Annotated in this window: 16 protein-coding genes; 11 read left to right on the top strand and 5 right to left on the bottom strand. The window is 62.0% G+C overall.

The window, feature by feature from the left end:
* Positions 1 to 9: 9 nt before the first annotated feature.
* From LOX95_RS09190 to LOX95_RS09170, 5 genes are all read left to right on the top strand, one after another.
* Positions 10 to 174, top strand: a complete 165-nt coding sequence (locus LOX95_RS09190) for a hypothetical protein (protein ID WP_242914191.1) — start codon at positions 10 to 12, stop codon at positions 172 to 174.
* Between the two features lie 80 nt (positions 175 to 254).
* The gene (locus LOX95_RS09185) at positions 255 to 1,124 is read left to right on the top strand and encodes a 50S ribosomal protein L11 methyltransferase (protein ID WP_242914190.1); all 870 of its coding nucleotides are present in this window, start codon (positions 255 to 257) and stop codon (positions 1,122 to 1,124) included.
* Between the two features lie 95 nt (positions 1,125 to 1,219).
* Positions 1,220 to 3,043, top strand: coding sequence for an aminopeptidase P family protein (locus LOX95_RS09180; RefSeq protein WP_242914189.1), 1,824 nt, complete (start codon positions 1,220 to 1,222; stop codon positions 3,041 to 3,043).
* 3 nt (positions 3,044 to 3,046) lie between these two features.
* The gene (locus LOX95_RS09175; RefSeq protein WP_242914188.1) at positions 3,047 to 3,415 is read left to right on the top strand and encodes a CidA/LrgA family protein; all 369 of its coding nucleotides are present in this window, start codon (positions 3,047 to 3,049) and stop codon (positions 3,413 to 3,415) included.
* Positions 3,408 to 4,097: an LrgB family protein gene (locus tag LOX95_RS09170; RefSeq protein WP_242914187.1), complete on the top strand. Its 690-nt coding sequence runs from the start codon at positions 3,408 to 3,410 to the stop codon at positions 4,095 to 4,097. Before LOX95_RS09175 ends, LOX95_RS09170 begins: the two co-directional genes overlap by 8 nt.
* A 64-nt stretch (positions 4,098 to 4,161) precedes the next feature.
* On the opposite strand, the gene LOX95_RS09165 is transcribed toward LOX95_RS09170, so the two are convergent.
* The 3 genes from LOX95_RS09165 to ligA form a co-directional block, all read right to left on the bottom strand.
* On the bottom strand, positions 4,162 to 4,584 hold the full coding sequence (locus LOX95_RS09165; RefSeq protein WP_242914186.1) for a DUF2147 domain-containing protein: 423 nt from the start codon (positions 4,582 to 4,584) through the stop codon (positions 4,162 to 4,164).
* 121 nt (positions 4,585 to 4,705) lie between these two features.
* Positions 4,706 to 5,602, bottom strand: a complete 897-nt coding sequence (locus tag LOX95_RS09160) for an exonuclease domain-containing protein (protein ID WP_242914185.1) — start codon at positions 5,600 to 5,602, stop codon at positions 4,706 to 4,708.
* 19 nt (positions 5,603 to 5,621) lie between these two features.
* Positions 5,622 to 7,955 (bottom strand): NAD-dependent DNA ligase LigA, encoded by a 2,334-nt coding sequence (ligA, locus tag LOX95_RS09155; protein WP_242914184.1) that lies wholly within the window; start codon positions 7,953 to 7,955, stop codon positions 5,622 to 5,624.
* Between the two features lie 134 nt (positions 7,956 to 8,089).
* Here ligA and LOX95_RS09150 point away from each other — a divergent pair, with 134 nt between their 5' ends.
* The 3 genes from LOX95_RS09150 (at position 8,090) to LOX95_RS09140 (ending at position 10,202) form a co-directional block, all read left to right on the top strand.
* Entirely contained in the window at positions 8,090 to 9,046 is a 957-nt protein-coding gene (locus LOX95_RS09150; protein WP_242914182.1) for a M28 family peptidase, read from the top strand.
* Between the two features lie 62 nt (positions 9,047 to 9,108).
* Positions 9,109 to 9,729 carry a methyltransferase family protein gene (locus LOX95_RS09145; protein ID WP_242914181.1) on the top strand — a complete coding sequence of 207 codons (621 nt, stop codon included), beginning with the start codon at positions 9,109 to 9,111 and terminating at the stop codon, positions 9,727 to 9,729.
* A complete protein-coding gene (locus tag LOX95_RS09140) occupies positions 9,729 to 10,202 on the top strand; it encodes a hypothetical protein (RefSeq protein ID WP_242914180.1) in 474 nt (157 codons plus the stop codon). Before LOX95_RS09145 ends, LOX95_RS09140 begins: the two co-directional genes overlap by 1 nt.
* Before the next feature lie 58 nt (positions 10,203 to 10,260).
* Here the strand turns inward: LOX95_RS09140 and LOX95_RS09135 are convergent, their stop codons facing one another.
* Positions 10,261 to 10,722: a peptidylprolyl isomerase gene (locus LOX95_RS09135; RefSeq protein WP_242914179.1), complete on the bottom strand. Its 462-nt coding sequence runs from the start codon at positions 10,720 to 10,722 to the stop codon at positions 10,261 to 10,263.
* A 73-nt stretch (positions 10,723 to 10,795) separates the two neighbouring features.
* Here LOX95_RS09135 and LOX95_RS09130 point away from each other — a divergent pair, with 73 nt between their 5' ends.
* The 3 genes from LOX95_RS09130 (at position 10,796) to LOX95_RS09120 (ending at position 13,086) form a co-directional block, all read left to right on the top strand.
* Positions 10,796 to 11,518, top strand: coding sequence for an RlmE family RNA methyltransferase (locus LOX95_RS09130; RefSeq protein WP_242914178.1), 723 nt, complete (start codon positions 10,796 to 10,798; stop codon positions 11,516 to 11,518).
* 19 nt (positions 11,519 to 11,537) lie between these two features.
* The gene (locus LOX95_RS09125; protein ID WP_242914177.1) at positions 11,538 to 12,590 is read left to right on the top strand and encodes a DUF2332 domain-containing protein; all 1,053 of its coding nucleotides are present in this window, start codon (positions 11,538 to 11,540) and stop codon (positions 12,588 to 12,590) included.
* A 70-nt stretch (positions 12,591 to 12,660) separates the two neighbouring features.
* Positions 12,661 to 13,086: an organic hydroperoxide resistance protein gene (locus LOX95_RS09120; protein ID WP_242914176.1), complete on the top strand. Its 426-nt coding sequence runs from the start codon at positions 12,661 to 12,663 to the stop codon at positions 13,084 to 13,086.
* A 33-nt stretch (positions 13,087 to 13,119) separates the two neighbouring features.
* Here LOX95_RS09120 and LOX95_RS09115 read toward each other — a convergent pair whose 3' ends face one another.
* A complete protein-coding gene (locus LOX95_RS09115) occupies positions 13,120 to 13,707 on the bottom strand; it encodes a DUF2061 domain-containing protein (protein WP_242914175.1) in 588 nt (195 codons plus the stop codon).
* Positions 13,708 to 13,877: the final 170 nt, after the last annotated feature.

Here is a 13,877-nt window from a genome sequence, read left to right as displayed (position 1 = left end):
ATTGCCGTCTTGGTCGTGGACTTCGGCGCAGCCGCCGGCTTTGTCGTTTTTACTTCATCCACGGCCGCTTTTGCGGCAGAAGCGGTCGACTTCGTAGCCGCTTTGGGCTTGGAAGTGGTTGCTGCCGCTTTTGGCGTCGCGGACTTTGTTTCCGTCGGTGCTTTAGCCATGTAATCCCCAACCCTAGCTATCTACGTGCGGGCAATAGATAACGCCCGTATGCACTGTTGTTATCATATCGGTGATTTTTGGAAATGTCGGAATCTGCTCTTCAAGTGATTGCTCGCGGTTTGCGCGCCCCGGCCGAGGCCGCTGCGGCTGCGATTGACGCCGACGTGCTGCTGGAAGGCGCGACCTACTCGATCCTCGAAGAGGACGAGGACAAGGGCATCTGGCGCATCGACGCCTTCCCGACCACGGACGAAGAGGCCAAGGGCATCGAGGCCCACATGCGCGCCGTCGAGGGTCTGGAAGTCATCGTCGAGAAGCTCGCCGACGCAGACTGGCTGGCGATGAGCCTGTCGGGCCTGCCGCCGGTCGAGGCTGGTCGCTTCTTCGTCTATGGCGCACACGATCAGGGCAAGATTCCTGAAGGCCGCGTGACGCTGAAGATCGACGCGGGTGCCGCGTTCGGCACCGGCCACCACGGCACGACCGTGGGCTGCCTCGAGGCCTTCGACGTTCTGCTGAACAAGGGCGAAACCTTCGAGAAGGTACTGGACGTCGGTTGCGGCACCGGCGTTCTGGCCATCGCTGCGGCCAAGACCGGCACCCCGATTGCTGTCGGTACCGATATCGATGAAGCCTCGGCCCGCATCGCCAACGAAAACGCCGAGATCAACGACGCCAAATGCGAGTTCTATTTCGCCAGCGGCCTGAACGACGCCCGCGTCGCCCAGCACATGCCGTATGATCTGGTCTTCGCCAACATCCTCGCGGCTCCGCTGGTCGAGCTGGCTCCCGAGATCGGGGCCTCGCTGAAGAAGGGTGGCGTTGCCATCTTGTCGGGCCTGCTGAAGACGCAGGAAGAGCGTATTCTGGATGCCTATCGGCCGCTGGGTTTTGTGGTGGAACAGACCATCCACAACGACGCCTGGTCGGCTTTGCAACTGCGCAAGGCCTAAGAGTTTGAAAGCGGGGGCCTCGGTCCCCGTTTTTTATTGCCCGTTTGCATGTCCAGCCTCTGGAACCCGCCGTTCCTCAGGCGTACTCAGGGGGCATGAGACAGCATTTCGACGAAACCACCGATCCTTCGTTTGGCGCCAAGCACCTGCCTCTGGTCCGCGCCGAGATGGCCAAGCAGGGCCTGGATGGCCTGCTCATTCCGCACGAGGACGAGCACCAAAACGAATATCTCCCCGATGCCAACGAGCGTTTGGCGTGGGTGACCGGCTTTACCGGTTCGGCCGGTGCGGGCGTCGCGCTGTCGGACAAGGCCGCCGTGTTCGTCGACGGCCGCTATACGGTTCAGGTCAAGGCCCAGACCGACGAGGCCCTGTTCGAGCGTGTGACGCTGGCGGCTCTGAACGACTGGCTGTCTGCCAATGTGAAGTCCGGTCAGGTGATCGGCTATGATCCACGCCTGCACAGCCCCGATGCTTTGGTTGGCCTCCGCGCCGCCGTAGAAGCCGCTGGCGGTAGCCTGAAGGCTGTTGAGCTGAACCCGATCGATCTCGCATGGGCCGACCGACCGGCTCAGCCGCAGGCTCTCGTTGTCCCGCACCCTGAAAAATATGCCGGTGAGAGCGCGGCATCGAAGCGCGCCCGCATCGGCAAGTCCATCGCGGACAAAGGCGCAGACGCGGCTGTTCTGACGGCTCCATCGTCGCTGGCGTGGCTGTTCAATATTCGCGGTGGCGACGTTATCCGTTCGCCGCTGCCACTGGGTCAGGCGATTGTGCGCGCCGATGGCTCGGCCCGTATCTTCCTTGATCCGGCCAAGGTGACCGAAGGACTACCGGCATGGCTGGGCAATGAGGTGACGCTGGAAGCGCCGGAGGCTCTGCCGGAAGCTCTGGCCTCACTGTCGGGCCAAAAGGTTATGATCGATCCGTCGATTTCGTCGGCTTGGTATTTCGAGGCTCTGACCTCGGCAGGGGCCAAGATTGTTCGAGCCGCGGATCCGTGCGCCCTGCCACGCGCCTGCAAGAATGAAGTCGAGATCGAAGGCAGCCGCCGCGCCCACATCCGTGACGGTGCGGCGCTGACGCGCTTCCTGCACTGGGTGGATACGGTCGCCCAGAAGGAACTGCCGGACGAGCGCGGCGTGGTCGAGGCTCTGGAAGGCTTCCGCGAAGCCACCGGCGAGCTGAAAGACCTGTCGTTCGACACCATCGCTGGCGTCGCCGCCAACGGTGCTCTGCCGCACTACAAGCCGGTTGGGGCCAAGATCCGCAAGATGGAGCAGGGCAGCCTGCTGCTGGTTGACGGCGGCGGTCAGTATCTCGACGGCACGACCGACGTGACCCGCACCATGGCCATCGGCGAGGGTACGGACGAACAGCGCCGCATGTTCACTTTGGTCCTCAAGGGCCACATTGCTATGGCGACGATCCGCTTCCCGCAAGGCGTTTCGGGCATGCATCTGGATGCGATTGCCCGCCAGCATTTGTGGAATGCCGGTTTCGACTATGACCACGGCACGGGCCACGGCGTCGGCTCTTACCTGGGCGTTCACGAAGGCCCGCAGCGGATCGCCAACTGGGGGACCACCCAGCCGCTGCTGACCGGCATGATCCTGTCGAACGAGCCGGGCTATTACCGCGAAGGCGAATGGGGCATCCGTATCGAGACCCTGCAAGTCGTCACCGCACCGTCGGTGCCGGAGGGCGGCGAGCGCCCCATGCATGGCTTCGAACAACTGACCTTCGCCCCGCTGGATCGCAAGCTGATCGACGTGAACCTGCTGAACCCGCAAGAGCGCCAGTATGTTGACGACTATCACGCCGAGGTTCTGACCAAGGTCGGCCCGCTTCTGGCCGAGGGTGTGCAAAAGGACGAAGCCGCGCTGGCGTGGCTGAAAGAGCAGACGCGCCCACTGTAACTGATGCTCGGTGCCATAGCCCTTTTGCTGGTATGCCAGTTGGCCGGTGAGGCGATCCATCGCTTCACCGGACTGCCCTTGCCCGGTTCGGTCATTGGCATGGGGCTGTTGTTGGTCTGGCTGGCGGTCTTCCGGCGCGAGCAGACCTCGCTGACCAAGGTCACCGGCTGGCTCACGGCGCATATGCCCTTGATGTTCGTACCGCCTGCGGTCGGGCTGATCGAGGAGGGCGACGTGATCGCCCGTCACGGTCTGGGGATACTGGTTGCGCTGCTGGTGTCAACGGTCGTGACCATCGCTGTAACGGCCAGGGTCTTTTCGTGGGCGATGAACCGGTTTGCGGCCTCGGGCGAGGAGGCAGGCGATGCCTGAGCTTTTCACGACTCTGATCTGGCTGTCGGTTACGGTGGTGACCTTTTGGGCCATGGATCGAATGGTGCAGAGGGTCGGGCGACCGCCGCTGCTCCATCCGGTTCTACTTTCCACGCCGGTCATCATCGCGGCGCTGATGGCTTCTCGCACCAGCTACGAGACCTACAGCTCGGCTACCGGCATGATCACCTTCCTGTTGGGGCCAACGGTGGTGTCTATGGCGGTGCCGATCTGGGCCAACCGCCGCACGATCCGCAGGCTGGCCTTGCCGATCTCGCTGGCGTTGCTGGCAGGGGCTTTGACGGCGATCATCACCTCGGTCGGCATCGTCTGGCTGTTTGGCGCACCGCAGGAGATTTTGGCGTCGGTTGCGCCGCGGGCGACCACGACGCCAGTGGGGATGGCCATCTCCCAGACGCTGGGCGGGATACCGGCCCTGACGGCGGTGATTGTGATCTTTGCGGGCGTGTTCGGGGCCATGTTGGCGACGCCGGTGCTGAACCTTATCCGTGTCCACGACTGGCGGGCGCGGGGCTTTGCCGTCGGGGTGTCCGCCCACGGTGCAGGCGCGGCGCGGGCTTTCGAGGTATCTCCGACCGCAGGGGCTTATGCCGGTGTCGGCATGGCCTTGAATGCCGTGCTGACGGCGACGTTGCTGTCGATTCTGTCCCTGCTTCTCTAGCGCAATAAAAAGCCCCCGCAGAATGCTCTGCGAGGGCCTTTCGCGTTTTCCGGGAGGAAAGCTCTTACTGGACGCGGGTCCAGGTCTGGGTCTTGCACAGCGGTGCCACGATGCAGCCACGCAGACGCAGGGTGTTGTCATTGGTCATGGTGATGGTGCCGCGATAGGTGCCGCCATCCTCGGGGTTATAGACAGAGCCACCGCGCCATTCGGTCGGACCGCCAGTGAAGCCCGACAGCATGCGCAGGCCGCGCAGGGTACGGCTGCGCTGAGCTTCGTCCTTGTTCTTGACGTCCAGCTGGCCCGGATTGGCACGAATGGCTGCCGAGGTGACGAGGGTGCCGCAAAGGGCATTGCCGCAGCGCTCGATACGCACCTGACCGCCATTGGTCGGGGTCTGCCACAGGCCGGTCGGGTCGCCCGCAAGCGCCGGAGCGGCCAGGGCAGAGGCGGCCAGCACAGCAGCAGCGAAAATCTTGGTCTTCATGGTGTTTACTCCCAGATCGGATCACGGGGAGAGGATCCGTTACCCGCAAGGTGATCCCGGATTGCGATATAAACAAGACCTAAAATCGCGCTGTTTTATGTTTTCAAAACCGTACCTTACGTCAAGATTTGGCGGTAATCAGGTCCAAAAAGTCTGCTTCCGACAACAGCTTGAGCCCCAGATGACGCGCCCGGTCCAGTTTGGAGCCTGCACCATTACCGACAACCACCCAGTCGGTTTTGGCATTCACGGAGGCCATCACCCGCGCACCGAAACGTCCTGCGATTTCCTGCGCTTCGTGGCGCGAGAAGCGGGAGAGCTGGCCCGAGAAAACCACGCGTTTGCCGTCCATCGAGCGGGGCATACCGGGCACGGGGCGGAAGACGTCTGAATAGGGTTTGGCGGTTTCCAGCGCGGCCGGGCGTTTGGGGCGGGGGGCCGAGCATGCCGAATAGCCTGCGGCGCTCATGCGCCCGACGCCGACCTCCGTGACCTTGGCGAGGTCGTGCAGCGTAACGGTCTCGCGCAGACGCATGGCCTCCAGCGCGATCTCGGCGCAGACATAGGCGTCCTCGCCTGCATCGTGGTGTTTGAAGGCAATGCCCAGATGATCGCCGAGCGCATTCAGTCGGGCGGTCCCGAGGTCGCTCCAGACCCGCTGGGCGACCTTCACCGTGCAAAGATAGTCGAATTCCGGATATGACAGCTCGTAAGCGTCGCAACTGGCGCGCACCACGCTCATGTCAAAGCCCGCATTGTGGGCTAGCACCATGTCGCAGGTATCCAGCCGCTCACGGAGCGAGGCGAGGACATCCGGAAACTCCGGCGCGTACTCGACCATATCGGGTGTGATGCCGTGGATGCGGATGTTCACCGGTGCAAAGCGCATTTCCGGCGGACGGATCAGGTGGGTTTCGCGGTCCACCACGCGTCCGTCCTCAATCCACGCAAGCCCGATTGAACACGCGCTGGCGCGACGCTCGTTAGCGGTCTCGAAGTCGATAGCGACGGCACGCATAGCCAAAGTCCCGAATAGATCACCCGATGAGGGCGAGCCATTCGTCCTCGGTCAAAACCTGCACCCCGTGCTTTTCGGCATCCTTGAGTTTGGAGCCTGCACCGGGACCGGCGACCAAATAATCTGTTTTTTTAGAAACGGAACCCGAGACTTTCGCTCCAAGGCTTTCGGCGCGTGCTTTTGCCTCGTCGCGGGTGAAACGTTCGAGCGATCCGGTGAAGACGACGGTCTTGCCCGCGACGGGTGTGTCGGTGCGGGCCTGCTCCATTTCGGTGATGGCGACCAGTTCGGCCTCCAGCGCTTCCACGACCTCACGGTTGTGCGGTTCGCGGAAGAAGTGGGCCAACGCTGCGGCCGCCACAGGACCAACGCCCGACACGCCCGCAATGGCGTTCAGAATATCGCTGGGGCCTTCCTCGCGGGAGATCTGGGCGAGGCGCACGACGCCCGCCCAGTTGGCCGCCTTTTCCGCCACGCTGCGGCGGGCAGGCGCGGCAAGGCCTGGGAAGACCTGCTTCAGGTTCATGTCCGGCGCACCATCCGGCCACGGGGCGGAGGCGGGGACATCGGCGGCGGCCAACTGTTCAAGCACGCGCGGGGAAATGGCGTGGGTGCCAGCCAGATCGTGCCAGTCCTCGGACGGCAATCCTTGCGACGCTTGAACGGCGGCTTCCTTCAGCGCGTCCCAAGTGCCGAAGTGGCGGGCCAGCACCAGCGAGGTCTGCTCGCCGATATCGGGAATGCCGAGGCCGAACAGGAAGCGGTCGAGGCTTATGGTACGGCGCGCATCGATGCCCGCGATAAGGTTGTTGACGCTGGTCTCGCCATAACCGTCCTCGCGGCGGAGCGCCGCTAGCTTTTCTTCGTCCTTGGCCAGACGGAAGATGTCGGCAGGTTGTTTGATCCAGCCGCGCTCGTGGAAGGCGATCAACTGCTTTTCACCAAGGCCTTCAATGTCGAAGGCGCGGCGGCTGACGAAGTGCTTCAGGCGTTCGACGATCTGGGCGTCGCAGACCAGACCGCCGGTGCAGCGGCGTTTGACCTCGTCACCTTCGCGCACGGCTTCGGAACCGCAGACGGGGCAGGTAGTCGGGAAGATGTAGGGCACGGCATCGGCGCGGCGTTTGTCCATCACCACGCCGAGGATTTGCGGGATCACGTCGCCTGCGCGTTGCAGGGTCACGGTGTCGCCAATGCGCACGTCTAGACGCTCGATCTCGTCCTCGTTGTGCAGGGTGGCATTACGCACGACCACACCGCCAACAGTTACCGGATGCAGGCGGGCGACGGGCGTCAGGCTGCCGGTGCGGCCCACCTGAATGTCGATGCCCTCAAGGATGGTGGTCGCTTGCTGGGCGGGGAATTTGTGGGCGATGGCCCAGCGGGGGCTGCGCGCGATGAAACCGAGGCGTTCCTGCAGATCGAGGCGGTCAACCTTGTAGACGATGCCGTCGATGTCATAGCCCAGCGTGGCGCGGTCTTCGCCTAGCTTTGTGTAGAGGTCGATCAGGCCTTGTGCGTTCTCTACGCGGGCCGAACGGCTGTTCACCTTGAAGCCCCACTCGCGGAACTTATCCAGCGCGCCATGCTGGGTGTCGGTGAACGGCTCAGACACCTCTCCCCACGCATAGGCGAAGAAATTCAGCGGTCGTTGGGCGGTGATCTTGGGGTTCTTCTGGCGCAGCGATCCGGCGGCGAAGTTGCGCGGGTTCGCATAGGTCTTGCCGCCCAGTTGCGCGGCGTTCTTGTTGAAGGCATCGAAGGCGTCGGTCGGCGAATAAACCTCGCCACGGATTTCGATGACAGCAGGCCAGCCGCTGCCCGACAGCTTTTGAGGAATGTCGGCGATAGTTAGAAGGTTTGCGGTGACGTCTTCGCCCGTCTTGCCATCACCACGCGTCGCACCCCGTACCAGCACGCCATTTTCGTACCGGATAGAGGCCGACAAGCCGTCGATCTTGGGTTCTGCCACGAAGCCCAGCGGTTCGCTCTGCGGCAGGTTCAGGAATTTGAAGACGCGGTTCACAAAGTCGCGCACGTCCGTATCGTCAAAGGCATTGTCCAGAGACAGCATCGGTACGCCGTGGCGTACCTCGGCAAACTGCTCGGAGACAGGCGCGCCAACCTTTTGCGAAGGGGATTCCGCACTGCTCAGCGAGGGAAATTTCGTCTCTATCTCAAGAGCGCGGGCTTTGAGCGCGTCGTATTCGGCATCGCTGATGCTGGGGGCGTCATTGCGGTAATAGGCGGCGTCGTGTTCCGCCAGTTCCGCCGCCAGTTTGGCCAGCTCGTCGCGTGCCTGATCCTCGCTCATCGCAGCGACAGAAAGGGGAGCAGAGAACAGATCGGCCATAGGGGATTCGTCTGGGCTGGAACTGGAAACAATCAGGCTTTCTAACACCCACCGCACGAATGACGGAAAGGTAATCTGGCAGAACGACGGGCGGGCATTTAGGGTGCATCCAATTCATGTTCACGGAGCCGTTTATGCGCGCGCTATCCACCAGCCTTGCCGTTGCCGCCCTGTTTGCGCTGGCCGCCTGCGAAACCTCGCCCAAGACCGACAGCACCGCTGTGCTGGCGCCATCCGCGCAGGACTATTCCCAGTTGATGGCCGACCTGAATACCCTGGCCGCAGATGATATGCAGGGCCGCGATACCGGCAGCGAAGGCGGTGCCAAGGCACGTCAGTACATTGTCGAGCGTCTGGACGCTCTGGGTGTTGGGCCGTCCTCAATGGGGCGTCTGCAGCCCTGGTCAGCCCAAGGCCGCTCGCCGGATGGTCCCAAGACCTTTAACGGCACCAATATTCTGGGTCTGATTCCCGGTACGCGCGTCTCGGACAAATACATCGTCGTCACCGCCCACTACGACCATGTCGGTACCCGCGACGGCCATGTCTATAACGGTGCTGATGACAATGCCTCCGGCGTGGCGACCATGCTGGAACTGGCCAAGCGCCTGAAGGAAAACCCGCCGGAGCACAGCGTCCTGATCGTGGCGCTGGATGGCGAAGAGCGCGGTCTGCTGGGCGCAAAAGAGTTCGTCGAGGCCCCGCCGGTCCCGCTCTCCTCGATTTCGCTGAACATCAACTTCGACATGACCGCGCGCGCCAATGTGGACGGCTATATATGGGTGACCGGCACCTATCAACACCCGTATTTCCGTCCGCTGCTTGAGCCCATTCCGGCCAATGGTTCGATCCGTCTGGCTTTCGGCAAGGATTCGCCGGATGACAAAGGCTCGGACAACTGGGTCTTTGCCTCGGACCACGGGATGTTCCATCGCGCGGGCCTGCCGTTCCTCTATTTCGGCGTGAACTTCCACGAGGACTATCACAAGCCCTCTGACGATGTGGACCGTATCGATCCTGCGGTGTTCCAGTCCTCGACCGAATTGGCCATCGAAAGCTTCCGCCGCATCGACGCTTGGCTGGACAAATAATCCAGCCTTGAAACGGCCAAGATCGAGGAAGCCATATCGCAGACCTTTGATTGGGGAATGCGATGTCGGCGACTGAAGGTTTTGACCTGCAAAGGGTCCAGAAAATCCGCAAGGCAGCCTTGGGGCTCGGCCTATTGGGGGTAATAGCCTTGACGCTGGTGACGGCGTCGGTTGGTGGCGAGCCTCTGCACGAGGGCGTAGAGGCAATGGGCCTCGCGCTGATCGTCATCTGTATTGTGGGGCGGGCGTGGTGCTCGCTCTACATCGGCGGTCGCAAGAAGGCCGAGATCGTGGACCGTGGCCCATACTCGATCAGCCGTAACCCTCTGTACGTTTTCAGCTATATGGGGGCATTCGGCGTCGGGGCGCAGACAGGCAGCCTGACCATCGCCAGTCTGTTCCTGTTGGTGGCCATGGTGGTGTTCTACTTTACGGTGAGGCGTGAAGAGGCTTGGCTGTCCCAGGCTTTCGGGACGACCTATCTCGATTATTGCGCCCGCACACCGCGTTTTGGTCCGGACTTTTCCAAGTGGCGAGACGTCGAGGCGCTGGACGTACGTCCGCGCTTCTTCCTTGTGACTTTGCGCGATGGGCTGATCTTCCTCTTGGCGATACCGTTGTTCGAGGCCATTGAAGCTATGCAGCACATTGGCTGGCTGGGGACGTTGCTGAGATTGCCGTGATGCGGGGAACACTGTGGGGGATTTGCGGGGCGTTGGTGCTTGGGGCGGGCTGTAGCCCTGCGGAGAAAGCCGAGGCACCCGCCCATGCCACGCCGCCTGCCGAAAAGGTCGAAGCGCGGCGCGAATATACGGCGTCGGTGGCAGTCGCAGGGGACTATTCCGGTCCCACCGATCTGGTCATGCAGGACTGGAAGTTCAGTCACCTACGCCTGCAATCGCCTCAGGACCAGTATCCTGTGGCGTTTGTATTCCAACAGACCAAGCCCGTCGTGAATGCCCACGGCGAGCGGCAAAAGCTGATTGTCGTCGCGACCGAATATATCGTGACCGACAAAGACATCACGGTGTCGGCGGTCTCGTCATCAGGCGGTGCACTGGCGTTTGATGGTCGGTTCGAGGGCGGCCAGCTGGTCGGTACATTGACCATTGGCTCCAATCCTCCTGTAGTCGGGGCGCTGACGAAAACGCAGTGACCATAAAAAAACGGGGAGCCGCGAGGCTCCCCGTTTCCAATTCCGGCGTCGTTATCGCTTAGGCGACTGCGGTCCGGACGATCTTGCCCGGAGCGCGCGGCGGCTCGCCCTTCGGCAGAGCGTCGATCACGTCCATACCTTCGATGACATTGCCCCAGACGGTGTACTGGCGGTCAAGGAAGCGAGCGTCGTCGAAGCAGATGAAGAACTGCGAGTTTGCGCTGTTCGGATCTTGGGTGCGGGCCATCGAGCAGGTGCCGCGGACGTGCGGCTCGGCGCTGAACTCTTGCTTCAGGTTCGGCTTCTTCGAGCCCGAGGTGCCAGTGCCCGTCGGATCGCCACCTTGAGCCATGAAGCCCGCGATCACGCGGTGGAAGACGACGCCGTCGTAGAAGCCTTCCGATGCCAGATCGGTGATTTGCTTCACGTGGTTCGGGGCCAGGTCTTCACGCAGCTTGATGACAACCGGCTTTTCTTGGTTGTCGCCGGTGTCGATGAAAAAGGTCAGGGTTTCGGCCATCTGGCACTCCTATGACTCGAGGAAATATGAAGGGGTCATAGCGGTAGAACGCTCGGGCCGCTATGAGAGACGCATGAGTGATAAAGAAAACCCGACCGAAAAGCCTGTTGAACGCCGTCGAATGGTGCGTTTGCCGACGGGCGGGACCGCTGCGGGCCGCAGTGTGGGCACGAAAATCAAGACGGCGAAGGACAAGCGCCCGTCGTCGCAGGCGTGGATTAAGCGCCAACTGACCGACAAATGGTCCGAACGCGCGCGCGCCGAGGGCTGGCGCAGTCGCGCGGCCTTCAAGCTGATCGGCATCGATGACCGCTTCAACCTGATCAAGAAGGGCAGCCGGGTCATCGACCTTGGCGCAGCACCGGGCGGTTGGGTGCAGGTGGCACTTGATCGCGGCGCGACTTCGGTCGTGGGTGTTGATTTGCTGATGATTGAGCCCATCCCGGGTTCGACCCTGATCCAAGCTGACTTTACCCATCCGGGCGTGGATGAGCAGTTGATCGAACTGTTGGGCGGTCGTCCCGATCTGGTGCTGTCGGACATGGCGCACAACACAATTGGCCACCGCCAGACGGACCACTTGAAGATTATCGCCCTGATCGAGATTGCGGCTGACTTTGCCATCCGCACGCTCAAGCCGGGTGGCAATTTCGTCTCCAAGAACTTCCAGGGCGGTGACGCTGGCGGCGTGCTCGCACGCTTGCGCGAAGAGTTCGAGACGGTGAAGTATTTCAAACCGGAATCCAGCCGTAAGGACAGCGCCGAGGTCTTCCTCGTCGCCTTGAACAAGCGGTAATCTGATTAGAGGGTGATCCATGTCGGTACAGGTGGCGTTCCAATCCCAGTCGTCGATCTGTACCGCGATGGGGGCACCCTTTACCGGCCGGCTGTGCCATCTGGTGGCGGAGCGGCTGCGCGATGACAGCTCGATCGCCCATCGCATCCTGACATGGAACGGCAACCCTTCGCATGAGGGTGACGCCTTGCCGTTGCGCCTTATGGGCGGGCTGCATGCGCTTGCGCGCTCTGGCCGACAGCGTGCGTGGAGTGCGGTCTATCCGCCCGCCGTTGCGCCCGATGATGCCGATTTGTGGGCCCTGCTGAACCATATCCTTCAGGTCGAGGGAGAGTGGCTGATGCCATGGCTGGACAGTCCGCCCCAGACGAACGAGGTCGGGCGGTCGTCCGGTTTGATGGCGGGGCTGCTTGTGCTGGCGGATCGGTTCAAGCTTCCGTTTGCGCTTTATGAACTGGGTGCCAGCGCAGGGCTGAACAGCGTGCTGGATCACTATGGCTATAGGCTGGGGGAACTTGCGGCGGGCGATCCTGCGTCGGGCGTGCAATTGTCACCTCGCTGGTTAGGCAGTTCGCCACCACAGGGTCAGGTAAGCGTCGTGTCGCGACGAGCGGTTGACCAGAACCCGCTGGACGCAGCCGATGCTGCCACCCGCGAAAAGCTGGCCAGCTATGTCTGGGCCGACCAGCGCGAGCGTCTGGCCCGTCTGGAGGCGGCGTTGGCAATAGCGGCGGCAAATCCTGTAAGTGTGGACCGCGAGGACGCTGCGCCTTGGTTGGAGCGCGTGCTGGAAGCCAAGCCGCACGCGGGCGTGTGCCGAGTGGTGATGCACACCATTGCCTTCCAGTATTTCCCGCCGGAGTCCCAGCAGCGTATTCGCGACCATCTGGACCACGTGGGGAAAGGGGCGAGCCACGACGCGCCCTTGGCGTGGTTGAGGTTCGAGGCGTCCGACATTGGCGGACCCGAGCGACGTCCCGCGCTGGATCTGACGATCTGGCCGGGCGGGGAGACGCAGCGGCTGGCCGTCGGGCAGGCGCACGGGTCCGAGTTCGAATGGAAAGCTGACTGACGAAATTATATCACTTGCGATTATATCGTGTGCGATCTATCTTGTTGTTATCGACAACGGAGGTCTCGACATGAGCCATTTGTATACGACCCGCGTCACGGCAGTCGGCGGGCGCGCCGGTACGGTCAAGAGTGACGACGGCATTCTGGACCTGCAACTGGCAATGCCCACCTCGCTGGGCGGCAAGGGTGGGGCGACCAACCCCGAACAGCTGTTTGCCGCCGGCTATGCTGCCTGCTTTGAAAATGCGGTGATCCACGTCACCCGTCGCGGCGACCACAAGGTGCGCGACGAGGACATCGAAGTAACCGGTGAAGTCAGCCTGCTGCCCGGCGAGGGTGGTGGCTTCAAGCTGGCGGTCGCGCTGGATGTGGTGATTGCCGGTATCGGTCAGGCCAAGGCCGAAGAAATCGTACAGGCCGCGCACATGGTCTGCCCGTATTCAAACGCGGTACGCGGCAACATCGATGTAAAACTGAACGTCTCTGTGAAGTAACTTTGGAGGTGGCAGCTCCGGCTGCCACCCTCACTATCGTAAGGCGGTGCGCTGCTCGGTCAGAGCGGCCTTTTCGGCGGCCTTGCGATTTTCAATGCGTGTCCAGAACCGGTCATGCAGGGTGAAGAACACCGTCTGCACCAGTGGTTCGATAATCCCGATGGCCAGCGAGGCCCTGATATTGCCCGTCAGAGCGAAGGCGACGGCCACGGCAACGGTAAAGTGCATCAGACCGTAGGTTAGCGTCTTTACGGCGATCTGTTTGAAAGAGCGGGGCAGGGCATGGCTATGGCCATGATGGCCGTGAGCATGTCCGTGCTTGTGGCCGTGTACGCGCATCTGCTCGTCAGGTGACATGACCCCCAGACGCGACGAGAACGCTTCTGCGGCTTCTTCAAGACCGGTAGCCAGACGCCGCTTTTCGATGACGTGCCAGATACGGTCGTGAATGGTGTATGCGATCGTCTGGAAGAACGGCTCGACCATGCCGATTGCCAGTGCCATGCGCACATCGCGGGTGATGGCAAACGCGACCAGGATCGCCACGACCAAGTGCATCACGCCATAGCTGGCGATTTTCAGCGCGAGTTTGCGCGCGGCACTGATGAAGAGGGCGACCATGCTTCAAGAATGTCTGAATTTGGGGGACGGTTGCAAAGCATAAATTCTTATTATGATGATAGGCCCCACTTTCGACGGGCTCTATCGGCGATGGGTGCGCCTCTGCGGGGGATTTGTCGCAAAAGGTGATCGGAGATCGCGGGTTTTATTGCGCTGCACCCTTGCCGACT

The sequence above is a fragment of the Brevundimonas pishanensis genome, from assembly GCF_022750635.1.
In the GTDB taxonomy this organism is placed as follows: domain Bacteria; phylum Pseudomonadota; class Alphaproteobacteria; order Caulobacterales; family Caulobacteraceae; genus Brevundimonas; species Brevundimonas pishanensis.
This window is presented reverse-complemented; position numbering and strand designations above follow the sequence as displayed.